Here is a 23,435-nt window from a genome sequence, read left to right as displayed (position 1 = left end):
GCTTTTGGCGATTATTCTCTTCAATGAAAAAATGACAATAATTCTTTAAAACGGACAATAATAATTTAATGGACACCATATGTTGTAAGCTCTTGGTAACCTGAACGCGCAGGTAACTTGTCCTAATGTTGTCCTAAGTCTACCATAGTGACTAACTAAGGGTAAAGGGTAGTCAATGGCAAATACCGAGATACCTAAGTTAGTCTTAGATCCACAGAATGACGATCAGTTAGTACAGTTAGCCTTTGACCGTATTCGGGAAGCTTCCGGAGGACAGTTAAATGATTTTCGCCCCGGTAGCCCTTTAGCTGCCTCGGTAGAAGGGCAAGTGTTTGCCCTGGCAGAGTTATTATTTTATCTGAATATGCTCCCAGAGGCGTTAGCCCTGGAAGTTTTCAGATTATCCGGAGTAACCCGTAATGCTGGTACAAAAGCTACAGGATATCTTAGATTTCTACTTCAAACCCCATTAGGGTCTGACTTCATTATTAATGCTGGCTATTCTGTACCTTTTAAAGATTCCTTCTTTGTCCTACAAGAGCAACTTTATATACCAGCAGGGGCCACTGAGGCAGACGTATTAGTACAAGTTTACTATGAGGGGTCTGACCTAAACTGTCCAGCATTTGGTATTCTCATTAGTAGCACAGGGGTAAACTGTCTTCAGACCATTTATAATGCTGAGGCGATTACGGGAGGGTCTGACTTGGAAACACTGAAGTCTACCATAACACGCGCCCAAACTACCAATACTTGGAAATCCGATATTGTCCCTTATCCTTACGCCCAATAGCTAGAGTCGCAACCTCTACCTGTTCGACTTTCTCTATCATGCGTTTAATGGTTCGAGTACTTTTACCCAAAGCTTTCGCTGCATCTGCGATCGCATCCCTACGAGCTGCTTTGTTAGATATTTGGCGGATGGCATCTATCAGTTCCACCTTTTTTAAGTAATGTGGAGAATCTTCGTGAACAAGCAGATGCTTTGTTTGTTCTTCCTCTGTTTGTGCTGTTTCTTCAGCAGTTTCAAATGCTGGAAAAGCTTTGCTGGTAGACTTTCTAGGCATAAGCCGCTTTCATAAAAATATGACATCATTTAATTTAAAAATTTATAATTGAGTGGTTTAATAACAAAATCGCCAAAAGCCTTATTGATTCAAGCTTTTGGCGATTATTCTCTTCAATAAAAAATGACAATAATTCTTTAAAACGGACAATAATTATTTAATGGACAATTCTCCTCTTGGGAGTCCATATCCCCTACAAGTAATTGGTCTAAATAGAGAATTTCGGTAACGCTAAAACTGCTAGAAACCAGAATAATGTCTTGTAAATCCTTGATGGCTTCAAATAGCTTATATACCTGCTCTTGAAGTGCTTTTGACTTTTCAATATGACATATCTGTGGAATGTAGGTTTCAAAGACAACTAAGTACTTAATATTTTGCTAACAAAACCGTGTATCAAGAGATACTCTTTACGATCGCAAAGTACTTGTGAGTTACTCAGAAACTATAGTATTTACAATACTTAACAATTGCTGAAATCTTTGCATATTAATATTTACAGCCTTAAGAGAATTTGATTTAGTAGAAATTGAGTAATTTTTTTGCTTAAACATCACAAGTCGATCTGTATTAAAAAAGAGCAAGCGTTGCTGATGGGCAGTATGAATTAAATTTGTTCGCACTGAATTGTATGGAAGCAAAATGAAGCTTCTATTAAGGCTCTTAGCTCCAATTTATTGGATTCAGAATGACAATTCATAAGCAATAGTTTTCGGATAAGCCCTTGTGGCTGGCAGAAGAAAGTTATAGTTTAATGAGTTTTTTCTCATTCCCAAACTAAATTAATAACTTTAGTAGACCGAACTGTGTTGAGTTCATAATCCTATTCAGCAATGCTAAATTAGCAGCTTGAGCAAATGCCAATGAATACAGAAACAGTAGATGTCGAGTCAATTTTAACTGACGATACAAAGCGGAAAAAAGTGGTTGATAACCCCTTTCTGCACCGTTTACAAAAGAGACATTTTATCCTCTTTCAAATCTTACCATTTGTAGGAACTTTAATAGCTCTGCCGTTGATACCCTATCTTCCATTTGGAGCATTTGAGCTATTCCTGTTTGTTTTATTTTGGCTAATGACAGGATTTGGGGTTTCGTCTGGCTACCATCGTTTATTTACCCATCGTTCCTACAAGACTCATGAAGCAGTTCAAGCCATGCTGGCTATTTGGGGTGCAATGGCTGGTCAAGGGGGTGTAATCTCATGGTCAGCATTACATCGTCGCCACCATGAATTGAGTGATAAACCAGGCGATCCTCACTCACCAAATCTCAATGGTAGTGATTGGCGCGATCGCATTCGTGGCTTAGTTCACTCTCACGTCACTTGGATGTACAAGCATCCATATCCCAGTGTTGTCCACTACGTACCGGATTTAATCAAAAACAAAACTGTGATCAGAGTCGATCGCTACTACTACCTGTGGGCTTCTCTTGGGTTATTGTTACCTGCTCTTTTAGGGGGCTTGTACCACTGGAGTCTAGCCGGAGCATTAGCAGGATTTATTTGGGGAGGTGTGTTGAGAATCCTGTGGGGAGGACATACGATTTGGTCAATTAACTCTTTCTTACACTGCTTTGGTGCAAAGCGTTTTCAAACCGAAGAACATAGTCATAATTTTGGTCCGATTGCCCTGTTGACCTTTGGTGAATCATGGCACAACAATCATCACGCCTTTCCTGCCTCGGCTTCCTTTGGCTTGGAGTGGTATCGCCTAGATCCAGGTTACTGGTTCATTCAATTACTGGAAGTTCTACATCTAGCTTGGGAAGTAAAAGTTCCTACCCCAGACAAAATTCAAGCACGAGAACTCAACGCCTAATTCATCGAAAACTGTTAGCAATTTAAATCAGGAGATGTCATGAAGACTCAACAACAAATTAGCCAATGGATCAAAATCTACTTAGCAGAGATCCTCGAAGTAGAGCCAGAACAAGTTGATGAGAACTATGAATTTGAACGGTTTGGACTCAATTCTTCAGCAGCCGTTTCTCTCGTAGGAGATTTAGAAGAATGGTTAGGTTTTGAGCTAAGTCCTTCTCTATTTTTTGAGTTCAATACAATTGCTCAAGTTTCTACCTATCTAGCCGAAATGGCACAAGAAGAAAACACTTTAGAAAATGTCGCTTAGGAGTGCTTAAGATGGTAGCAAGTATTAGTAATCGGGGCGGTAGTGCCGCAGCTATCCAGCACCACTACGATGTCAGCAACGACTTTTACACCCTCTGGCTAGATTCTAGTTTGACTTACTCTTCTGGTTTATGGGATTCTCCCTCTTTGGATGACGACCTAGAAACAGCCCAACAGCAAAAAATTGATTGGCATCTGAATGCTTCAGGTGCAACAATCGGCAAAAGACTATTAGATATTGGTTGTGGCTGGGGAGCATTAATGCAACGTCATATCAACTCAAATCCCCAGAATCATGCTACGGGTTTGACGTTGAGCCACAATCAATATCTACATATCCGCGCTCTCAATATCCCTAATATCCAAGTCCGCGAAGAGAGTTGGATTGTCCATCAGCCAACAGATCCTTATGATGCGATCGTCTCTATAGGTGCTTTTGAACATTTTGCCCAACCAGAAGCCTCGTTGGAAGAAAAAATAAGTGTCTATCGAGAGTTTTTCAGCCGTTGTCAAAAGTGGTTAAAACCTAAAGGTAAACTATCCTTGCAGACGATCGCTTATGGGTCGTTAAATGCCGAAGATAAAAATGTCTTCACCCAAACAGAGATTTTTCCTGATTCCGAATTACCTCGTCCTGGTGAGATTTTTATGGCATCGGATGGGTTATTTGAGGTCAAAACCTACCGTAACGATCGCCTCCATTATGGTAAAACTTGCGATTTGTGGCTGAAAAATCTCCGCCGTCAAAAATTGCTGATTGTAGAGCAATTTGGTGAAGAACTCTATCTGAAATACGAACAGTATCTCAAGTTAGCAGTTGCAGGTTTTTACTTCGGACAAATCTTACTCCTGCGTTTTGAAATGCAATCCTTAGCTAAATAAAACTGGATGATTCAGATAGCTACTTTTATCTACTAACAAGGAGTCATGTCTCAATAATGATCGCCACCCCTCAGCCTCCCGTTAAGTTTAACCCCTTTGCACCCGGTTTTCGGGAAGATCCTTACACCACCTATCAAGGATTGCGCCAACAAAATCCGATTCACAATACCTTAGATATGTGGGTCATGACCAAATATCAAGATATTATCCAAGTGTTGAACTCGGATGCGGTCAGCGTTAACTATATTCCCCAGTACGTAGTGCAGCAAAAGGTTGGTGATATTCCCGGTTTAGTGGAATTAGGCAAAGGGGCGATCGTCTTTACCGATCCCCCAGATCATGCACGCTTGCGCCGATTGGCAGGACAAGCTTTCAGTAACACTAATATCAACGCCCACACCGCCCACGTTCAGCAGCTAATTGCAGAGTTAGTTGCTCCAAAAATTCCAGAAGAAAGTTTTGATTTCGCTCAGATTGCCCATCAAATACCCTTGTATACTCTTTCCCATTTGCTAGGCATTCCCCAAGAGTACATTAAGACTATCGATGAATATATCCACCGCGTTCGTTCTATCTTAGAACCGAGTTTGTTGACCAGAATGCGTATCCGTCGCATTGAGCAAGATTTACAATCTTGCCTGGCTATTTTTCAAGAAATCATTGACTACCGCAAAACTCATTTGGGAGACGATTTACTCAGTAGATTGATTCAAGCCAGAGTCGGAGAAGATCGACTCTCAGACAGTGAACTGGGTATAGCCTGTGTGATGACCTACGTTGCTGGTCACGAAACCTCCAAAGGATTGCTCACTAATGGAGTTCTAGCCTTTATGCAACACCCCGAACAGTGGCAAATCTTCCGAGAGGGAAAAGCTACTAGTAAACAAGTCATCAATGAAATCTTGCGCTTCGATCCACCCTTACAGCAAACTGTACGCCTAGCAGTCAGTGACCTACAAGTTGGCTCTCATACCATTCGCAAAGGGGAAAAAATGCTTCTGTGTCTAGCTTCTGCCAACCGCGATGAGGATCGATTTGACAATGCTGATACCTTTGATATCACACGAGATGCTGCGGCTCAAATTGCTTTCGGACATGGCATACACAATTGCTTGGGGCAAATGATCGCCCGACTAGAAGGTCAACTTCTATTCACTTACCTCTGCGAACACGTACAGGAAATAAGATTTGGTGCTGGTGATTATCGTTGGCATCCAGAGGGTTTTATCACCCGTACTTTAACCTATTTACCAGTGAGTTTCATTCCTGCCAGTTAATTAATACTGACAAAATTTCAATGGTTTTAGCCCTTTCACCTCTATCTATTTCGGCAGGATAAGGGCTTAACTACACACTATTGCTACTCCTTGAATTTCGGGAAGAAAACCAATGAGTTCTCGTCATTTAAATAGTTTGATTGACAAATTGCTCTTGCGAGCCAAGAATCAAGGCGATCGCCCCCTCTATTACTTTCTTGATACTAGAGGTCGGGAATATGCTCGTCTCACCTATGCAAGTTTATTAACAGCAGTCCAACAGTTAGCGACATGGTTAACCGACAAAACAGCAAGTGGCGATCGCGTCGCTATTCAGTTACCCACCAGTCCTGAATTTGTTATTACCTTTTTCGCTTGTCTGTACACCAACCGCATTCCCGTTCCTCTCAGTTCACCCAACCGCAAACATAACTGCGAACACTATCAACGGATTTTTACTGATTGCGATGCCAGTTTAATCGTAACTGATGCCAGCGTCCGAGACTTATTTGATAAAGAGGGCTTAAGCGCATCTCTTCCCATCCAGATTTTTCCCTCTCTGGAAACTCTAGACTCTCTTCTCTCCCCAATTGACCGACAAAGTAACGAAATTGGTTTTTTGCAATATACCTCTGGCTCTACCTCTTTTCCTAAAGGAGTGATAGTCAGTCATGAGAATATCATTGCTAACCAGAAAATGATTCAGCGCACCTTTGGTCACAGTAGCAACAGTATCGGGTTAGCTTGGGTTCCCCTATTTCACGACATGGGACTGATTGGTAGTATCTTTCAGCCTTTATATGTAGGATTTCCCTGTTATTTCATGTCTCCGGTGACTTTCCTCCAACGTCCTAAACTTTGGTTGAAAACGATCTCAGATAAAAAGGTGACAACTACAGGGGGGCCTAATTTTGCCTACGATCTCTGTATCCAACGCACAGATCCCGCGTCGTTGGCAGACCTATCCTTATCCTCTTGGGATGTAGCCTACAACGGGGCTGAACATATCAAACTCCAGACTCTAGAACATTTTAGCAATACCTTTGCTCCTTACGGCTTTAGAAAATCTGCCTTTTTACCTTGTTATGGTTTGGCAGAAGCGACTCTAATCGTTAGCGGTACAGATAAATCTGAAGAACCTTTGGCTTTGACTATCCCTTGTAGCGGCGATGAAGTCCTGGATGCGGATGCGTCCCAGCACAAAGGCAATACCCGCACGGTGGTGAGCAATGGTCAGGTAATGCCAGAATTGTCCTTACGGATCGTCAATCCTCAAACTTTAAAAGAATGTCCTTCTCATCACATTGGAGAAATTTGGATTGCCGGGCCGAGCATTACGCGCGGTTACTGGCAACAACCCGATAAAAATCAGGAAACATTCGTTTATAGTGATGGATTGAGATTTTTACGGACTGGAGATTTAGGCTTTCTAGATTCTCAGCAGCGACTCTATATTACAGGGCGGCTCAAAGATTTGATCGTAATTGATGGTAAAAATTATTACCCTCAAGATATTGAGGAAACAGTGAAACTGTCTCACCCTGCTTTTAGTGAAGTTAATTGTGCTGTGTTTTCTATCGCTGGCACTTATGCTCAAAAACTGGTGGTGGTGAGCGAAGTAGTTCGCCAGTTTGTACAGCAAATCGATCGCTACGCAGATGAAATTAAACAAGCCGTTCAGACTGCTGTTTATAACCATTATCAACTGACAGTACATGATACTGTACTCCTGCCGTCAAATAGAATTCCCAGAACTACCAGTGGCAAAATTCAACGGCAGCGTACCAAGTTGCTGTATCTACTGCAACAACTGGAAACCCTCGAAACAGTCACTGAAAGTATCTAAAGAGTAACAAAGTTTATGACTATGCAACAAACAAGCTATTTAGCTGAAATCCCGGAGCAGTATTCAGTTACAGAAGTAACAGAAGTTTTCCAACCCGCAGAAATAGATCGTCGCCATGTTCAATATACACCCCTGTCGGGAATGAGGAAATGGATTAGATATGCGTGGTATCCTACCATTGACATAATCAGTGTTGTTGGTGCAATTGCGGCGATCGCTTCTTTTGGGCATCAAGGCATTAGTTGGGTTGACCTGGGAATTTTGCTTTTCATGTTTAACCTTGTGGGTTTGGCAGGAGAAGCAGGAATGCACAGACTATTTGCTCATAAAAGCTATAAAGTAGTCAAACCCCTACGGATTCTTTTGGCATTGGCTGGTTCAATGACTGGTGAAGCACCCATTCTTGAGTATGTGGCTTATCATCGTCGTCATCACATCTATGCAGATCGAGAAGGCGATCCTCATACCCCTCATTACATCGCACCTGAAAAACCTTTGTCTCGAAGCAGAAATATCTGGCACTCATTTTTTGGCTGGAAGTATAACTCCAAAACTAACCAAATTGCTTCACCCGAACGATATGCCAAGGATGTACTCGCTGAACCAGCAATGGTGACGATCGATAACTATTTTTATGCTATCGTTTTGTCCTCATTCCTCCTGCCAGCTTTACTAGGTTTTCTCTTTACCGGGACTGCTGCTGGTGCATGGACTGCTTTTCTCTGGGGGGGATGTTTCAGATTTTGCGTAATGACCCTGATGGGAGATTTGATTATTCGCGCAGGCTGTCACCTGTTCGGTACTCGTCCCTTTATCGACCAAGCTAACAGTCACAGTGGTAACATTTGGTTTCTAGCTATTCCCACTTTAGGACTAGCTTGGCACAACAATCATCATGCTTTTCCAGGTTCTGCCCTACTCAACATTGATTGGTGGCAAATAGATCCCAGTGGATCATTTATTAGCTTGTTGGAAAAACTCGGTTGGGCTACAAATGTTAAACGGCCAACTCCAGAACAAGTAAAAGCGAAACGGTTTCATCCCGAAATTGTTGGTTGATTTATTTCTCATAATTGCATAATTTCAGGACTTTCTTAACTTATGGACGCTACGATCGAGACCAAAAAACTCAACAAACCTGCTGCTAAAATCAGAACTCCCGCTAATATTGTTTCCCTACGAGAAGCCATTCAGACATCTCCCTTTACAGTCTGGATGAACACAGAAATTACTGCTTGTGAAGATGGTTTTGCTGAATTAATCGTTTCTATGCGAGAGGAATTAAAGCAGCATAATGGTTTTACCCACGGGGCTGTGATTGGCTTTTTAATTGATAGTGCCTGTTGTTGGGCAGCAGCTTCTAAAGTCGGTGATGTTGTTACTGCTGAATACAAGCTGAACTTTATCGCCCCTGCGGTTGGAGAAAAGTTGATTGCTAGAGGTTATGTGATTAAATCTACCTTTAGCCAAGTCATCACTAGGGCTGATGTATTTTCGGTGAAAGGGAATAAAGAAAACCTTGTGGCTACTGGTTTAGCTACCGTCACCCCCTACGGTTGATCCCACAAAGCGATCGCCATTGGCATTGGCGATCGCTTCAGATCAAGTCGATTAGGCGAATGCTAAGACTTGAATTGATTGACTGAAAAAGTTACCCAAGGTATGTCAAGGCAGGTTTTTTCAGTGACGAAAACTGCCTGACAATACCATCATTTACTCACAAATGGTTCTCATGCACACACTGATAAAAGTCTGACTCGCTAGTTAACTCTTGATTCTGAGGAAGTATATATTCAAAAAGCAGACCACTCCCCTGAAGTGGAAGAACCGCAATTTTTGCTAAATCAGTTAAGAATTTGATTGATTAAAACTGGCTGCTTTACAAGGATTATTGTATCGCTCCACTGTCAGCACAATTTCTCAAATTATCCTTAGTAGTCTAATGAGATTTGTGAACAGGTAACAGAAAGTGTTTATTGATGATTTGAGATTGCTATATACTCAATCTCAGAATTTTGTCAGTTGTCAACCAAAAAATAAATCTAAGTAACAGGTTAGTATGTCTGTCCAAAAAACTATTTTCTGCCTTGCCTCGGTAACTATACTATTTGCTGTAGTATCTAAATCAGCATCAGCTGCTACTATTAAACAGACTTTTTCTGATTTTAATGGCACTTTCAATTCAGTTAATTTACCAATTGGTGGTCGAGAAATTCCTACTGGGGTAATTTCTGCAAGCCAAAACCCCAATTTACTAAGTGTAGCCACCTTCAATACGGACACCAAGCAAACTATTTTTAATCTCAACTTCTTACTTGATTTTCCACTTTTGAAGACTTTGGGACTACAATCAGTTCCTATTGCTCCTTTTGAAACAGGTTCATATAGGGTTGATGGGCAAGATTTAATAGCTGATGTGACGGGTCAAGGGATAGTCAGTGGTTCTTCTCCTTTTGCGGGGATACAGACTTTCTTTGAAGTGCGATGGAGAGTCACAAGTCCGTTAAATACCTCTACTTTCCTTGGTCAGATCGAGTCAGAAGTAGTTACGATTTGTCCCTCTTCGAGCCAGTGCGTTCAAACTACTGGTACAGGTAAAGCTACTATTAGTTTGGCTTCTGTTCCCGAACCAACGGCAATAGCTGGAATTATTGCTGTTGGTGCAATAGGTTGCTTGATGAAATCTCGGTGGAAACCATCCTGGTAATGTTGTGAAAGTAGTGATTTTTGCTGGTGAACCTTTGCTAAATCCGGATTTTCATCTCTTAAATCACTACATCATCGCACCGTCAACCTTGTTTGCAGTTAGTATTCATGGAGAATAATACAGATTTCATTTTTTCATACTTATCTAATTGCAAAGCGGTAGCTAATTTTTTGATTTGTCAGGATTTTAATATGTCACCTTTAGTTAGTCTGATAACTGTTTTGGCACTGCTGTTATACTTTGTTCTCACGATTAATGTCACTAGATATAGAGTCAAATACAACGTGCCTGCTCCTCAGATGATTGGAAATCAAGACTTTGAAAGAGTGCTACGAGTCCAGCAAAATACTCTAGAACAGTTAGTTTTATTTTTACCTGTGTTATGGTTATTTTCTCTCTATGTTAGTCCATTGTGGGGAACGGTACTTGGTGCGATCTGGTTGATAGGACGAATTGCATACGCTTGGGGATATTATCAAGCTGCTAAGAGGCGGATCATTGGTTTTGTCATCAGTTCTATAAGCAGTCTAGTATTACTCCTAGGTTCACTTATTGGCATTATTTGGGTAACGATCTTTTAATTTGGACACCGTTAGGGGAAGAGGCTGTGGCGGGAAGTCGTTATTTGAGGGATATCACAACATAGAGTTCAAAGCGCCGACTGTAAAGCATTCAACTCAAATACTAATGAGTAAGCCTTTGATAAAAGTCGAAATTTCTCATTTATTTGTTTTCAGGAATGGTTAAAATAGCTTTTGGTTGATTTGCATTAAATAGAGAAGCAGACAAAAGAATGACTGGTTTATTTGTCTGGTTTTCTCCATAATGAACCATTCCGGCAGGTTCAACCAGAGAATCACCCACCGTGAGTAGTACGGTTTTTCCTGTTTTAAGAATTAATTCTGTACTGTTAGCTTTAGTTACTCTAGCCTCTCCTTTGACAACAGTATAAGTTAAAGTTCCCGCTTCTACTCGTTCAATCTGCATTCCCGGATGAGTATGAGTAGGCAGTTTTGTTCTCGGTGCGATGGTATAGCGTACAAGTTCAAGAATCTGCTTTCGCTCGTTAGTTGGATAACCACTTATACCAATTCTTTATGAAGCTGCGCTAAATAAAGCTTCAAGAATAAAGTCGTAAGAAGTGAGAGAGGCAATCATGGAAGGTGTAATTTCTTTGAGGACATCAGTTAACTTGTGCTGTAGTTGTGTGAGAGTTTTACAATTTTCCCATTGGAGTTGAGATTTGAGAAATTCCCAAAATCGCTCAATTGGGTTGAGTTCAGGAGAGTGAGGAGGTTGAAAAATTGGGATAATGTTATCTGGGATATTGAGAGCTTTGGCTTTGTGGAAAGATCCTTGATCGAATTGGATAACCGCGATATCATCACCAAGATCAGCAGATAGCAACTCCAAAAACTGTTGAAAACAATCACTATTAAGGTAGGGGAACTCATAGAAAAAGCTGTATCCACTTAGGGGTTCTACAACTCCGTATAAATAAAAATTTTCACGTTGCCATTGGCTCAAACCCACAGGTTTAATCCCTCTAGCTGTAATTAAACGTCCTGCAATTGTCTTTAATCCTAAACGTGTTTCAACAAGCGCACAAATACCTTAATCGTTTCCCCTCTCCAAATTCCTCCTGTAAGAATTTGAATGCTAAAGGCAGTTTTTTTTAAAGTGAGATAGACTTTGTGGGTGTTGTTTGATGCTTTGAGGACGAGGCACTTTTAACTTCGCACCCAAACGCTGGCGAACAATTTCATAGACTGTTTTGTAGGCAAGTGAAAGCCCTAATTCGCTCTTGAGCCATTGTTGAATTTGACCGTAGCTAGTAAACCCAGATGGCTCCTGCAACCGCTTTTTCAAGCGTTCTAAGTCCTCTCCAGTGATGCTCGCAACTTTTCCGGGTGCATGTTTGACTTCTAGCAAGCCCCTTGTTCCTTCATCTTTAGACTTCCTCACCCAACGAGTTATGGTTGCTTCATCACGTCCTAAACGTTCTGCAAGCTTACGCCTGCTGCTCACTTGACCACTCTTAAGCCAATAGAGCATTTGTAATCTTTCTTTGCTGCTTGCCTGTGTGACATGTCTGAGAGCTTTCTCCAATTCTTCAAGGCTTTCTGAAATCTCGATTTTGAATGGACGACTCATAACACAATTACTAAATGCACCCATCTATAAAGTTTGACGTAGTTTGGCGCATCTTCATACAGAATTGGTATCACAGCCGAGCCGTATTAACAGTTTTCAGCGCCAATGCTGTGCATCTCTATTGCAAAGCTTGGCTACTGGGTCTGTGAAAAATTTCGATGAAATTTGGTGGTGGGTCAAAGCCCCACCAGAATATGAGCGATTTGTAACCCAATACCCAATCCCCAGTTCCTTTTTCTTTCGTCACTTAATATTGAATTCAGGTTGATACAAGCGATCGCTATTCTGGGCGTGATGTCGCCTAACCCTACGATACATACTTTGTACTAGGAGCTTATACTAAAAGAGGCTGCAAACCGATGAGTGCAACCCAACAGAGGTAAGGTATGAGCGCTGTACGCCCAGTTAATCCAGTCGATCTGTTCTGTATGAAGGCATTGGGAGTTTTTTTTGCCTGTGCTGGTGGAGTACTTTTATTTCAGTATCCCTCATACTATCGATCTGAGGTTGCGTTTGAAGCTAATGGAATTTCTGCAACTGGAACTGTTATTAAAACGAGGGAGGAAAAGGAATATTTCGGTGGTGGGATTACTCCACTAAGTTCCAAGACAAAATATATTTCAACAGTCGAGTTTCAAACCCATCAAGGTAAATCGGTCGATTTTACCACCAGTAGCGCTTGTTCAAGCCAACTCGATTGTAAGAAGAAAACCGTTCAGGTGCGGTATGACCCCAGCGTACCTACTCAGGCAAGGATCAATTCTGACACTCCACTTCACGTCAGGCTTTGGGGCTATGGAGTGTTTTCTTTAATTTTTCTCTTAATCGGGATATTGTCGCTGCACAATAAGTATGTTTGCTCTTGTGATGGGAGAGATATCCTCAGACAAGCCTTACAGGTGACGCTTCTACCTCGCTACCACTAGCTAACCCCAGTACCTTTATTTAAATGAAGAATAATGCCAGTCTCTTCATCATTCCTTTATCTATGTAAATTAGGAATAAAACTTTTACACCTCAATATTTTGACATTGCTTTTTCAGTACGGATCATTTATTTTAAGTACTGAGATACGAGCAGATTAACTGATAGCAGGTTGCTGTCTAGTAAAGTTTTATTAAGAAAGTTTTGTCTCGAAATTAAGACAAATCCATTAGTTTAGTTAAGAAATTTGAGTTGATTCATATCAATCAATACTTCGCCCAAATTAGGGAGTTGTAGCTAGACGAAAAAGCTAAGTTCCTCACTCAAAAAGTAGGGTTTCAGGTTTTTGAACTGGTTTAAAGCCATAGTCTAAAACCCTTATTCAGAGAAGTTTTAAAAAATCGGCGAAGTATAGCTCGCTGAAATTAAAAATTGCTATTTAAAAAAAGTTTGACTCCTGTCATAAAAACGATATTAATTAATTATTTTATCCCTAATTGAAAAACCGTCATGGAAAATACTCAAATACTGCAATTACTCAATAGACAAAGCCTTTCAAGCCGTTTGGTATTCATTGACCCTACAGTTGAAGACTATCAAAGCTTAGTAGCGGGTGTACTCCCTGATACAGAAGTTTTCATCTTAAATACCCAGCGTGATGGAGTAGAACAAATCAGTGAATTGCTAGCAACTAAATCTGAAATCACCAGTTTGCATATTGTCTCCCACGGCGCACCAGGACAAATGTACTTGGGTAATACTCAACTAGGGCAACAAACCCTGAATCATTATGCTGGACAATTAATAAATTGGGCCGAAGCTTTGGGTACTGATGCACAGATATTACTGTATGGTTGCGATGTTGCTCAAACTCAGTTAGGCAGGGCGTTTGTGCAGCAACTAAGCGAACTGACTGGGGCTGTTGTGTTTGCATCAGATGACAAGACAGGCAGTGCGGCAAAAGGGGGAAACTGGAAACTGGAGGTGAGAACGGCAAGTACTACTGCCGCTGTTGCTTTTACTCCTGCAACATTGGCAGCATATGCAGCAGTGCTGGCTGAACCGTATCTAGTTAAGGACATCTTCCCTGGTAGTGATGGTTCTGAACCCTACCGCTTGAAAAATGTCAATGGTATCCTCTATTTCACTGCTGAGGATGGCGTTCACGGTATAGGTGAAGGAGGTGGAGGAGAACTTTGGAAGAGTGATGGCAGTGCAATTGGCACTGTCCTAGTCAAAGATGTCTACAGGGGTAGCGATGATGAAGAATTTGGTTATTTTAATTATTATTCTTCTTTCTTAGACTTAACCAATGTCAACGATATCCTCTATTTTACTGCTGATGATGGTACGTTACTTAATGGTGACAGTGGTTCAGGCAAACTAAAATTGTGGAAGAGTGATGGTACAAATGCTGGCACTGTCTTAGTCAAAGGAATTAACTATGGTAATGATGTCAACTCCTATGAGCGTAATGGTATTAGTGTTGGCTCGCTAACAAATGTTAATGGTGTTGTTTATTTTAGTCTTTATAATACTAAAAATGACGACAAGCCTAAGGATATTAGCTTGTGGAAAAGTGATGGTACAGAAGAAGGCTCTGTTTTAGTCAAAGAACTTTACCCTGAGCGGACGAATTTTAATATCAGTTCATCGATCAATATTAATGGTACGCTCTATTTCATTGTTAGTACTTATAATGACTATGAAAGCGACATCATCGATAATGAGTTGTGGAAGAGTGATGGCACTACTGATGGTACTGTTTTAATCAAAGATATTAAGTTTGGTGGTTTTGAAGACTATTACATACGATCGCCCCAACTGCTTAACGTCAATAATACACTTTACTTCTTTAGTCGCTACAATGACCGCATTGGTTTGTGGAAGAGCGATGGTACAGAACAAGGTACTGTATTACTCAAAGACATACTTCCAGAAGAACCTTCTGACGATCCCTTTTCCACAAATAATACAGATTATGTTATTGTTAATGGCATTTTGTATTTCTCTGCTGAGGAGTTGTGGAAGAGTGATGGTACAGCACAGGGAACTACTTTGGTCAAAGACATTAACCCAGGGTCTAGTCCTTCCTCTCCCTCCAACCTCATAAACTTCAACGGCGTACTTTATTTTAGTGCTAACGATGGCATCCACGGCACAGAATTGTGGAAAACCGATGGCACCACTGAGGGTACTGTCCTAGTCAAAGATATTAACCCAGGCTCTGGTGGTTCCGGTATCTCTGAACTAATAAACGTTAACGGCGAACTCTATTTTAGTGCTAACGAAGGCATCCACGGTAAAGAATTGTGGAAAAGCGATGGCACCACTGAGGGTACCGTACTAGTTAAAGACATCTACCCTGGTGTTACGAAGTATAGTGATGGTGATTCCCCCAACTCCTCTAACCCCTTGAACCTGACCAGCATTGGTGGCATTCTCTATTTCACTGCTGACGATGGCATCCACGGTCGAGAGTTATGGGCATTGGACACTAACCCAACCATAACCAGCCCTATCATCAGTATAAATACCATCAATAGCAATGCCAGTGAAGTTGATAATCAGTCAGCCATCTTCCGCATCAGCCGTATCGGCGATACCAATAATGCTCTAGATGTCAAATATACCATTGCTGGTACTGCTACCAACGACATCGACTACAATCAATTGACTGGTACTGTTACCATTGCTGCGGGTCAATCTTTTGTAGATATTGCGATCGCTCCCATAAATGATATCTTCAGTGAGGGCAGTGAAACAGTAACTCTGACTTTGTTTAAACAGCAGACATATGCCGTAGATACATCTAATATTGCAGCTGCTGCGATCGTTGCCGACGACACTAATACCGCAGTGGTAGCTCAACCATATTTAGTAAAATACATTACTCCTACAATTGTAGTTCGGAGTCTACAGAGTTATTTTGGCCACTTTACAAATGTTGGTGGTGTTCTCTATTTCAATACTAACGATAATTTCGGTAATATCGATTATGAGTGGAAGAGTGATGGCACCACTGAAGGCACAGTCCTGCTTAAAGGTATCTTTCCTTCAGCTTCAAATCTGATTGGTATCAACGGCACTATCTATGTCATCGCCGACGGCAAGTTGTGGAAAAGCGATGGTACAGAAGACGGTACTGTCCCACTCAAAAATATCTATGCTTCAAATCTGACAAACGTCAACAGTACTCTGTATTTCACTACCGACAATAACAATTTGTGGAAAAGTGATGGCACTACAGAGGGTACTGTCTTGGTTAAAGATATCGATCCAGTGTCTGATAGTTCTGAACTCTACAATCTGACCAATGTTAACGGCACTCTCTATTTTTTTAGAAGTAAGGAATTATGGAAAAGTGATGGCAACGCACAGGGCACCATTTTAGTTAAGAACATAGGTGTTAATGATAATAATTACTATATTTCCTCCAGTATAAATGTCAACAACATCTTCTATTTTTTTGGTCGGGGCACTAATATTGGTCAATTGTGGAGAAGCGATGGTACAGAGACTGGGACTCTGGTGGTTAAAGACATTAACTTTCAGTCTGATGGTTACGGCATTCCTGATGGTATCAACGTCAACGGTACTTTATATTTCATTGCTGACGACGGCATTAACGGTAGACAAGTGTGGAAAAGTGATGGCACAACTGAAGGCACTGTCCTGCTCAAAGACATCAACCGAGGAACAATTGATGATTCCCCACTTTACAACCTGACTAACGTCAATGACACGCTCTATTTCACCATTAGTGATGGCATCCACGGTAAAGAATTGTGGAAAAGCGATGGCACTACAGAGGGTACTGTTCTGGTTAAAGACATTAATCCAGGAGCTGGTAATTCTAACCCCAACTATCTGACAAACGTCAACGGCACCTTATATTTTAGTGCTTACGATGAAACACATGGTACAGAATTGTGGAGAAGTGATGGCACAACTGAAGGCACCATCCTGGTTGCAGATATCAAGTCAGGTGCTGGTGGTTCTAGACCCTACAACTTGACAAACATTGACGGTACTTTATTTTTCACTGCTAATGACGGCATCAATGATTATCAATTATGGGCATTGAACACTAACCTCGCTCAATTCATCCCTGTAGTCAGTATTACTGCTGCCGATGCCAACGCTGCGGAAGATGGAGACGACTCAGCCAGCTTCCGTATCAGCCGTACTGGTCAATTTGATACTGCCTTAGCTGTCAAATATACCATTGCTGGTACTGCTACCAATGGCAGCGATTATACCCAGCTTACTGGTATTGCTAGTTTTGGTGTTGGTCAATCTTCTGTAGATATCGACATCAACCCCATAAATGATGGTTTAGCAGAAGGTAGCGAAACTGTGACTCTCACACTCTCTGAGCAAGACGACTACGATATAAATACATCTTCTAGTGCTGCTAGTGTAACAATCTTCGACAAATTTAATATCATCAACGGTAATGGTAGCCGTGACCCTTTAATTGGTACTGCTGGCAATGACCGCATTACAGGTGGTACTGGTAGCAAAACGATTAGAGGCGGGACGGGGAATGATGAATTTGTTTACACTAATATTCGTGAAGTCGGTCAGCGCATTGCTGATTTTACTGTTGGTAGCGACCAAATTGTGCTGACTAGTCTGCTCGATAGCCTTGCGAATGATGTTTATTACAATGGCTATAACGGCAGCGATGCCATAGCTGATGGTTTTGTACGACTAGTACAAGGTAGCAATTCTAATAGTACTATTGTGCAAATTGACCGCGATGGCCCAGTTGTTAATGGGTATTATGGTAGTAATGCGATTTTTAGAAACTTTATTGAGTTAGACAACGTAACTCCGCAAGCACTCAACAACTCCAATAGCTTTGTTTTCTAGCAGTACAAGCCTTTTTCAGGTGACTTGTAAAATTTCTTACTTTTATTTGCCACAGCCCCAGGAACTCAATGCTTTTGAAAGCCAATGCTGTGCATCTCTATTGCGCGGTCGCATCTGTAAAATGTCGTCTTTTAAAAATTTTATTTCAATTGCAGAAAATTTTTAGTTACTCTAAATATACCCCTCTTCTGTCACTTTCCGAGTATTCTTAATAAAAGGATTAAAAGAAAAAACTCTGGAAGGTAAGCAGGGCAATGGATGTAGAATTACAGATCCTAAAACATTTGGCAAGAGATGCCCACCCAACAGTTGCGATCGTAGATGGATATTGTGCAGAGTATAAAGACTTATTCAAAGAAGTAAGAAATTATGAGTGCTTCAAATATTTACACTTAGGAATAATTTCACCAATAAAAAGAAAATCATTACCAGAAATAGCTAAAGTTGTGAGTATAAACTCTGCACAGTCATTACATCATTTTATAGCTAATTCAGATTGGTCAGTAAATGAGTTAAAAATCCGAAGACTAAATAAAATTAAGAGAGTACTAGATGGAAATGCCATTACGGTAGTAATAGATGAAACAGGAGATAGGAAAAAAGGTAAAAAAACAGATTATGTAGCAAGACAATATTTAGGTAGTGTAGGAAAAATAGATAATGGGATAGTTACAGTCAATGCTTATGGAGTTTATTGTAATATAACATTTCCATTAATTGTAAAAATATTTAAACCTAAAGGGACGTTAAAAGAGTCAGATAAATACAAAACCAAAATAGAGTTAGCTTCAGAAATTATTACAGAATTAATTGAATCAGGCTTTAATATGGAATTGGTACTAGCTGATAGTTTATATGGTGAGCAGCGCGTTGGGCGGCTTTGCCGACTTGAAGCGACTGCGAACCCGAAGGGTGAAAGTAGCCAATTCATTCAAAAATTAACTGAATACAACCTCGGTTATGTTGTAGCAATTAGAAGTAATCATGGAGTCTGGCTACCAGCCAACCAGAGGGTTAGGGCTAATAAATGGTGCAAATTCTCCAGAACATTTAGTAATCAAAAATCAGAAACTAGATATATCCGAGAAATAATTTATGGTAAAAGAAGAGCCATAACTTACTGGGAAGTAACTACTGACCCAGAAACTATGCCTGAAAATTCAACTTCGTTCATTATGACGAATCTTCAAGGAAATTTGAAAAAGACTTTAGGGGACTTATATGGATTAAGAACATGGGTAGAATCTGGTTTTCGGCAGTGTAAACAGGAGTTGGGTTGGACAGATTATCGTTTTACTAATTTCCAGGATATTGAGAGGTGGTGGGAAATTATTTTTTCTGTTTACACAATGATTAGTTTAAATTCTCAACCTTTTTTAGCTTTAAGTCAATCTGGTAAAATCCCAACAGGGATAAAAGAAGATAGTGATGTTGATTTTTCTAATCATAAACTATGGAACAATGAGAGCGGATGGAAGAATACTTTAAATAATCTTCGTCTTCTTCTCCAACCGCTCTTCTTATTTTGGTTGATTTACCCCTGGCTAGATATCTTTCCTAATTCCGATTTATTCCTAGGATTCAATCATTTAATTAGTGCAATGAATCAATTTAAACCGTCTTATGCTTCTGGATAGTTTACGTTTATTTACTACTTACTTACTCCGGAAAGTGACAGAAGAGGGCTAAATTGGCAGACCAAATTATCGTTTTAGAAAATGGCAAGATTATAGAAACAGGCAGCCATGCGGAATTAATCGCAAGAGGCGGAGAATATCATCTCATGTTTACCCGTCAAGCAAGTAGTTATCAGTAGTCCGAACTAAAAGATTAGTATGTAGATGCTATATCTAAGGGGGTACTATCTTTGCACGGTCATGTAGATATTTCAACAGAGGAATGAACTGAGCGGGCAAGTTATTCCGATCAAAGATAAAATTGTACAATGTATTGTCGATTTCCACCTTGATTTCGTAAGTGAGCATGTCTGCTCCTTCACTACTTAACGACTGAAGTTCTTGAGAGCGCAATATCCCACTTTGATCCACAAGCAATCGTAGGTGCTCGGCTTCTTCTTTGCTCATTGTGTCTGTATCGACCTCGCAACCCTTCACCCAACCTGGATATTCCCCTGATTCGTAAAAAGTTATTTTCACCTGATGACAAAATCCTCCGTGAATAGTGATTATTATTTAAAATTAATTTTAGATTAATGGCAAAGAGAAGGATGAAACCAATTAATATCAATAGCTAAAAACTGCTCAGAAGATATTCATCACTTCAGAACAGTTTTTGCTCAATAACAAAGTTATTTTCTACACTATCTACACCGGAAGTCCAACTACGTCCCAAGATTTTTTAACAGCTTGTTGCTCAAGGCTATTGTTACCGAATAGACTACCAGCTTGTATATAACTTTGTTTTGCTGCATCCTTCATATCACTCTTAGTGTTCAAGGCCAGCATCGTCTTGTACCATATCTGACCTGCTTTCTTCCAAGCATAGCCTCCAATCGTCATGGCTAATTGATAGAAAACGTGGTTAGGAATACCTGAGTTAATATGGACTCCGTTTCGATCGCGAGAACCAGTGTACAAATCTTTGTAGTGTTTTGGCTGGGGATCTGTGCCGAAAACTGGATCGTTCTCGTAAGCCTTTTCTCCTTTAAGGGTGCGGAGACACTTAATTTTCGCCTCTGAGCCAAGTATCTCGTTACCTATGTACCAGTCAGCTTGGTCAGCGGTCTGGTGATTCTTCCATTGAGTAACTAAGCTACCCATGACATCAGCAAAACTCTCATTCAATGCGCCAGATTCGCCGAAATATTCCAGATTACTAGTCCGACTGACTACGCCATGAGTCAGTTCGTGACCCACAACGTCAAGTGACTTTGTAAACCTAACAAATAATTTTCCATCTCCGTCACCATAGGCCATCTGCCGACCATTGAAAAAGGCATTGGACATGGGGCCTCCAAAGGAATCACCAACATGGACGCTGGAAATTAAGGGGTATCCAGCATCATCTAGTGAATCTCTGTTGAATACTTCTTTGTAGAAATCATAGACATCACCAGAGTAATCGTAGGCTTCATTTACAGCTTCATCTTGAGATGGTGGATCGCCTTCTTTCCGCACCAAATTGGCAAGCATAACTAAAAACCGTTATCTTGTCTATGTGCATGGGATTAGCCAGCATCAACATGGATATTCTAACAGTTGGTGGCAAGCATTACAACCTTATATTCGGAAAGTTTTCGAGGATGGCAACCTTGGTGATACCCGTAGAGAAGTATTGTGGAGTGATTTAGTTAATGCATCCACTGCTGTAGATATGGTTGATACTACACAAAAGGAGCAATTAAAGCGAGAGATTCTAGCAATATTAGAAGATAGACAGCGACAAGAGATAGCCGCAAAAACTGGCGGTGGTCGCCAGGTATCTCTAGCAATGCAGACTCGTGTCATAGAACCTAGTGCAATTTTGGGAATTGATGACTTTCTTATCTATATGTTGAGCAGCGAAATGCGCCAACAAATCATTAATCGCTTTACCGATACTGTGAAACCACTCCTTGGCAGTAACAATCAAATCGACATCATTTCCCACAGTTGGGGTACTGTAGTTGCCTACGAAGGGTTACGAGGACTTGAGGCTGAACAATCTTTACAGGGACAAGTCTCCAACTTCTTTACTGTGGGCAGTGCGTTATCCATTGGGCCAGTACGCGCCTCTTTGCGCCCACAAAATCAAGATGGTCGCCGACCCTCTATGGTGAATAAATGGATTAACCTTGATGCACAAGGGGATCTGGTTGGCGGGATGTTAGGAGATATGTTCGAGATTACCCAGGAAAATCTGGGACTTCAGCCGACAGGTTGTCTATTAGAGTGGTTTGGCTATAGGCTATCTTGCGCTCACGGTTCCTATTTTGTTAAGGAAAATACAACTGTCAACCGAGATATCTTTGCTCACTGCATTCTGGAATAATTGCTAGAGTCTGCCCGAAGTTCGGAAAGAAAGTATAAAAAATTTTGTTATCAATACTTCGCCAATTTTTGAGACTTGAAAATTCTTATTTTGAATAATCAAAAACAATAATTCTGGGCTAAAAGCCATAACTGGATTTAAGCAAATGTGATATTTATGATTAAAGCATTCAGCACCCCTGTATTAGTAGCAGCAGATATTGATAACTTTGATTATCTGCGTGAATGCGGAAGAGTCAATAGTAACTCTCCACAACCAACTCCTTGTATTCTGTTGATTGGCGGTGCAGAAGGAGAAACATCTGGAGAAGATTCAGCTACACGATGGTTTCTCAAACTATTAGATAGAGGAGATTATTTAGTTCTGCGCTTACCAAGGATTGGCAGACAGGCTGCTTGGATTTGCGATAATTATCGAGATTTTGTCAGTTCATCTGCTGAACTTGCTATTAACAGCCGAGAAGCTGCTAATCATCCAAAAGTTCTACAATACATCCGCGATGCTGATGCTCTATTTATAGCGGGTGGAAATCAAAATGATTATGAAGATTACTGGGAAGGCTCAGGTGTAGAAGAAGCAATCAACTACTTGATTAATCAAAAAAAAGTGCCGATTGCTGGAACCAGTGCTGGTATGGCTATTCTCGGCGACTATTATTATGCACCTGTTCATCAAGGTGTGCTAAGTTCAGAAATTTTGAATAATCCCTTCCACCACAATACAAAGGATATTTATTACAGCGACTTCATTAAAGTTCCAATTCTCAAAAATGTAATTACAGACACGCACTTAGACCGGATTGACAAAGAGCATCCTGAACCAAGATACGGAAGAATTTTTGGATTTCTAGCTAGAGTTTTCCATGAAAAAAATCATCAAATTCCAGTTTATGCTATTGGCTTAGAAGAAGGTGCATTTGTTGCCATTGATGAAAAAGGAATTGCTCAAGTATTTGGCAATGGCACAACTAAAGGGCAAGATGCCTATTTTTTACAAACTAATGGTGCAGCGCCAGAACAATTAAAACCAGATTTGCCTTTAATTTGGAATAATAATGGACAAGCTGTTAAAGTCTATAAAATTTCAGGAACTCCAGAAGGTAGTGGACACTTTGACCTCAATAATTGGTCAATTGCTTCAGGTGGAAGTTGGGAATACTGGTTTACCACTGGAGGAATTTCTGGTTTCAAGAGAAATCAAGTTCAGTCTTTCACTCTCTGATAGGTAAAAAACTAAACTTGTTCAAGCAAAACTATATACTTAAAGGAGTTGAGCATGAATACCCCTCTTCTGTCACTTTCCGAGTATTCTGAATAAAAGGAATAGAAGAAAAAGCTCTGGAAGGTAAGTAGAGCAATGGATGTAGAATTACAAATCCTCAAACATTTGGCAAGAGATCCTCACCCAACAGTTACGATCATAGATGAATATTGTGCAGAGTATAAAGAGCTATTTAAAGAAGTAAGGAATTATGAGTGCTTCAAATATTTACACCTAGGGATAATGTCAGCAATTAAAAGAAAATCATTACCAGAGATAGCAAAAGCTGTAAGTATAAACTCAGCTCAATCATTACATCATTTTATAGCGAATTCAGATT

At 40.5% G+C, this 23,435-nt stretch carries 22 protein-coding genes and 1 pseudogene; 17 read left to right on the top strand and 6 right to left on the bottom strand.

Features of this window, described 5'->3' with window-relative positions; genetic code table 11:
* Positions 1-175 precede the first annotated feature (175 nt).
* Entirely contained in the window at positions 176-793 is a 618-nt protein-coding gene (locus I8752_RS30480; RefSeq protein ID WP_214435920.1) for a baseplate J/gp47 family protein, read from the top strand.
* Here the strand turns inward: I8752_RS30480 and I8752_RS30475 are convergent.
* Positions 744-1,067: a hypothetical protein gene (locus tag I8752_RS30475; protein ID WP_214435919.1), complete on the bottom strand. Its 324-nt coding sequence runs from the start codon at positions 1,065-1,067 to the stop codon at positions 744-746. The genes I8752_RS30480 and I8752_RS30475 overlap by 50 nt on opposite strands.
* Before the next feature lie 863 nt (positions 1,068-1,930).
* Between I8752_RS30475 and I8752_RS30470 the strand changes: the two genes are divergently transcribed.
* The 9 genes from I8752_RS30470 to I8752_RS30430 all read left to right on the top strand — a co-directional run bounded on the left by I8752_RS30470 (position 1,931) and on the right by I8752_RS30430 (position 10,470).
* Positions 1,931-2,890, top strand: coding sequence for an acyl-CoA desaturase (locus I8752_RS30470; protein WP_214435918.1), 960 nt, complete (start codon positions 1,931-1,933; stop codon positions 2,888-2,890).
* A 39-nt stretch (positions 2,891-2,929) separates the two neighbouring features.
* Positions 2,930-3,199 carry an acyl carrier protein gene (locus tag I8752_RS30465; RefSeq protein ID WP_214435917.1) on the top strand — a complete coding sequence of 90 codons (270 nt, stop codon included), beginning with the start codon at positions 2,930-2,932 and terminating at the stop codon, positions 3,197-3,199.
* Between the two features lie 11 nt (positions 3,200-3,210).
* Positions 3,211-4,080 (top strand): SAM-dependent methyltransferase, encoded by an 870-nt coding sequence (locus I8752_RS30460; RefSeq protein WP_214435916.1) that lies wholly within the window; start codon positions 3,211-3,213, stop codon positions 4,078-4,080.
* 56 nt (positions 4,081-4,136) lie between these two features.
* Complete coding sequence (locus I8752_RS30455; RefSeq protein WP_214435915.1) at positions 4,137-5,357, top strand: cytochrome P450; 1,221 nt, start codon at positions 4,137-4,139, stop codon at positions 5,355-5,357.
* 112 nt (positions 5,358-5,469) lie between these two features.
* Positions 5,470-7,182 carry a fatty acyl-AMP ligase gene (locus tag I8752_RS30450; protein ID WP_214435914.1) on the top strand — a complete coding sequence of 571 codons (1,713 nt, stop codon included), beginning with the start codon at positions 5,470-5,472 and terminating at the stop codon, positions 7,180-7,182.
* A 21-nt stretch (positions 7,183-7,203) separates the two neighbouring features.
* On the top strand, positions 7,204-8,241 hold the full coding sequence (locus I8752_RS30445; RefSeq protein WP_225896006.1) for an acyl-CoA desaturase: 1,038 nt from the start codon (positions 7,204-7,206) through the stop codon (positions 8,239-8,241).
* A 42-nt stretch (positions 8,242-8,283) separates the two neighbouring features.
* Positions 8,284-8,742: a PaaI family thioesterase gene (locus I8752_RS30440; RefSeq protein WP_214435912.1), complete on the top strand. Its 459-nt coding sequence runs from the start codon at positions 8,284-8,286 to the stop codon at positions 8,740-8,742.
* A gap of 499 nt (positions 8,743-9,241) precedes the next feature.
* Positions 9,242-9,889 carry a PEP-CTERM sorting domain-containing protein gene (locus I8752_RS30435; protein ID WP_214435911.1) on the top strand — a complete coding sequence of 216 codons (648 nt, stop codon included), beginning with the start codon at positions 9,242-9,244 and terminating at the stop codon, positions 9,887-9,889.
* 191 nt (positions 9,890-10,080) lie between these two features.
* Entirely contained in the window at positions 10,081-10,470 is a 390-nt protein-coding gene (locus I8752_RS30430) for an MAPEG family protein (RefSeq protein WP_214435910.1), read from the top strand.
* A gap of 142 nt (positions 10,471-10,612) precedes the next feature.
* On the opposite strand, the gene I8752_RS30425 is transcribed toward I8752_RS30430, so the two are convergent.
* From I8752_RS30425 to I8752_RS30415, 3 genes are all read right to left on the bottom strand, one after another.
* Complete coding sequence (locus I8752_RS30425; protein ID WP_318780913.1) at positions 10,613-10,918, bottom strand: cupin domain-containing protein; 306 nt, start codon at positions 10,916-10,918, stop codon at positions 10,613-10,615.
* 66 nt (positions 10,919-10,984) lie between these two features.
* Positions 10,985-11,500: an IS630 family transposase gene (locus I8752_RS30420; protein ID WP_214435957.1), complete on the bottom strand. Its 516-nt coding sequence runs from the start codon at positions 11,498-11,500 to the stop codon at positions 10,985-10,987.
* 48 nt (positions 11,501-11,548) lie between these two features.
* Positions 11,549-12,043, bottom strand: coding sequence for a helix-turn-helix domain-containing protein (locus I8752_RS30415; RefSeq protein WP_214435909.1), 495 nt, complete (start codon positions 12,041-12,043; stop codon positions 11,549-11,551).
* A gap of 386 nt (positions 12,044-12,429) precedes the next feature.
* Between I8752_RS30415 and I8752_RS30410 the strand changes: the two genes are divergently transcribed.
* From I8752_RS30410 to I8752_RS38245, 4 genes are all read left to right on the top strand, one after another.
* Entirely contained in the window at positions 12,430-12,969 is a 540-nt protein-coding gene (locus I8752_RS30410) for a DUF3592 domain-containing protein (protein WP_214435908.1), read from the top strand.
* Between the two features lie 508 nt (positions 12,970-13,477).
* Positions 13,478-17,845 carry an ELWxxDGT repeat protein gene (locus I8752_RS37740; protein WP_225896005.1) on the top strand — a complete coding sequence of 1,456 codons (4,368 nt, stop codon included), beginning with the start codon at positions 13,478-13,480 and terminating at the stop codon, positions 17,843-17,845.
* Positions 17,846-18,099: 254 nt separating this feature from the next.
* The gene (locus tag I8752_RS30360) at positions 18,100-19,482 is read left to right on the top strand and encodes an IS701 family transposase (protein ID WP_214435907.1); all 1,383 of its coding nucleotides are present in this window, start codon (positions 18,100-18,102) and stop codon (positions 19,480-19,482) included.
* A 53-nt stretch (positions 19,483-19,535) separates the two neighbouring features.
* Positions 19,536-19,661, top strand: coding sequence for a hypothetical protein (locus tag I8752_RS38245; RefSeq protein WP_263986626.1), 126 nt, complete (start codon positions 19,536-19,538; stop codon positions 19,659-19,661).
* Positions 19,662-19,695: 34 nt separating this feature from the next.
* Here the strand turns inward: I8752_RS38245 and I8752_RS30355 are convergent, their stop codons facing one another.
* Both I8752_RS30355 and I8752_RS30350 read right to left on the bottom strand, forming a co-directional pair.
* Positions 19,696-19,959 carry a protealysin inhibitor emfourin gene (locus I8752_RS30355; protein ID WP_404827131.1) on the bottom strand — a complete coding sequence of 88 codons (264 nt, stop codon included), beginning with the start codon at positions 19,957-19,959 and terminating at the stop codon, positions 19,696-19,698.
* 210 nt (positions 19,960-20,169) lie between these two features.
* Positions 20,170-20,997 carry a M4 family metallopeptidase gene (locus tag I8752_RS30350; RefSeq protein WP_214435905.1) on the bottom strand — a complete coding sequence of 276 codons (828 nt, stop codon included), beginning with the start codon at positions 20,995-20,997 and terminating at the stop codon, positions 20,170-20,172.
* Between I8752_RS30350 and I8752_RS30345 the strand changes: the two genes are divergently transcribed.
* The 3 genes and pseudogenes from I8752_RS30345 to I8752_RS30335 all read left to right on the top strand — a co-directional run.
* Complete coding sequence (locus tag I8752_RS30345) at positions 20,987-21,835, top strand: hypothetical protein (RefSeq protein ID WP_214435904.1); 849 nt, start codon at positions 20,987-20,989, stop codon at positions 21,833-21,835. The genes I8752_RS30350 and I8752_RS30345 overlap by 11 nt on opposite strands.
* Positions 21,836-21,991: 156 nt before the next feature.
* A complete protein-coding gene (locus I8752_RS30340) occupies positions 21,992-23,056 on the top strand; it encodes a cyanophycinase (RefSeq protein ID WP_214435903.1) in 1,065 nt (354 codons plus the stop codon).
* 135 nt (positions 23,057-23,191) lie between these two features.
* Positions 23,192-23,435: pseudogene (locus tag I8752_RS30335) on the top strand (IS701 family transposase); the annotation flags it as partial.

This window comes from Dendronalium phyllosphericum CENA369 (assembly GCF_016056275.1).
GTDB classification, from domain to species: domain Bacteria; phylum Cyanobacteriota; class Cyanobacteriia; order Cyanobacteriales; family Nostocaceae; genus Dendronalium; species Dendronalium phyllosphericum.
This window is presented reverse-complemented; position numbering and strand designations above follow the sequence as displayed.

Coding starts and splice junctions, on each gene's coding strand:
- I8752_RS30360 (WP_214435907.1), top strand. CDS start 18,100: ATGGATGTAGAATTACAGATCCTAAAACATTTGGCAAGAGATGCCCAC.
- I8752_RS30465 (WP_214435917.1), top strand. CDS start 2,930: ATGAAGACTCAACAACAAATTAGCCAATGGATCAAAATCTACTTAGCA.
- I8752_RS30455 (WP_214435915.1), top strand. CDS start 4,137: ATGATCGCCACCCCTCAGCCTCCCGTTAAGTTTAACCCCTTTGCACCC.
- I8752_RS30460 (WP_214435916.1), top strand. CDS start 3,211: ATGGTAGCAAGTATTAGTAATCGGGGCGGTAGTGCCGCAGCTATCCAG.
- I8752_RS30470 (WP_214435918.1), top strand. CDS start 1,931: ATGAATACAGAAACAGTAGATGTCGAGTCAATTTTAACTGACGATACA.
- I8752_RS30445 (WP_225896006.1), top strand. CDS start 7,204: ATGCAACAAACAAGCTATTTAGCTGAAATCCCGGAGCAGTATTCAGTT.
- I8752_RS30480 (WP_214435920.1), top strand. CDS start 176: ATGGCAAATACCGAGATACCTAAGTTAGTCTTAGATCCACAGAATGAC.
- I8752_RS30340 (WP_214435903.1), top strand. CDS start 21,992: ATGATTAAAGCATTCAGCACCCCTGTATTAGTAGCAGCAGATATTGAT.
- I8752_RS30415 (WP_214435909.1), bottom strand. CDS start 12,043: ATGAGTCGTCCATTCAAAATCGAGATTTCAGAAAGCCTTGAAGAATTG.
- I8752_RS30440 (WP_214435912.1), top strand. CDS start 8,284: ATGGACGCTACGATCGAGACCAAAAAACTCAACAAACCTGCTGCTAAA.
- I8752_RS30475 (WP_214435919.1), bottom strand. CDS start 1,067: ATGCCTAGAAAGTCTACCAGCAAAGCTTTTCCAGCATTTGAAACTGCT.
- I8752_RS30410 (WP_214435908.1), top strand. CDS start 12,430: ATGAGCGCTGTACGCCCAGTTAATCCAGTCGATCTGTTCTGTATGAAG.
- I8752_RS30430 (WP_214435910.1), top strand. CDS start 10,081: ATGTCACCTTTAGTTAGTCTGATAACTGTTTTGGCACTGCTGTTATAC.
- I8752_RS30350 (WP_214435905.1), bottom strand. CDS start 20,997: ATGCTTGCCAATTTGGTGCGGAAAGAAGGCGATCCACCATCTCAAGAT.
- I8752_RS30450 (WP_214435914.1), top strand. CDS start 5,470: ATGAGTTCTCGTCATTTAAATAGTTTGATTGACAAATTGCTCTTGCGA.
- I8752_RS30435 (WP_214435911.1), top strand. CDS start 9,242: ATGTCTGTCCAAAAAACTATTTTCTGCCTTGCCTCGGTAACTATACTA.
- I8752_RS37740 (WP_225896005.1), top strand. CDS start 13,478: ATGGAAAATACTCAAATACTGCAATTACTCAATAGACAAAGCCTTTCA.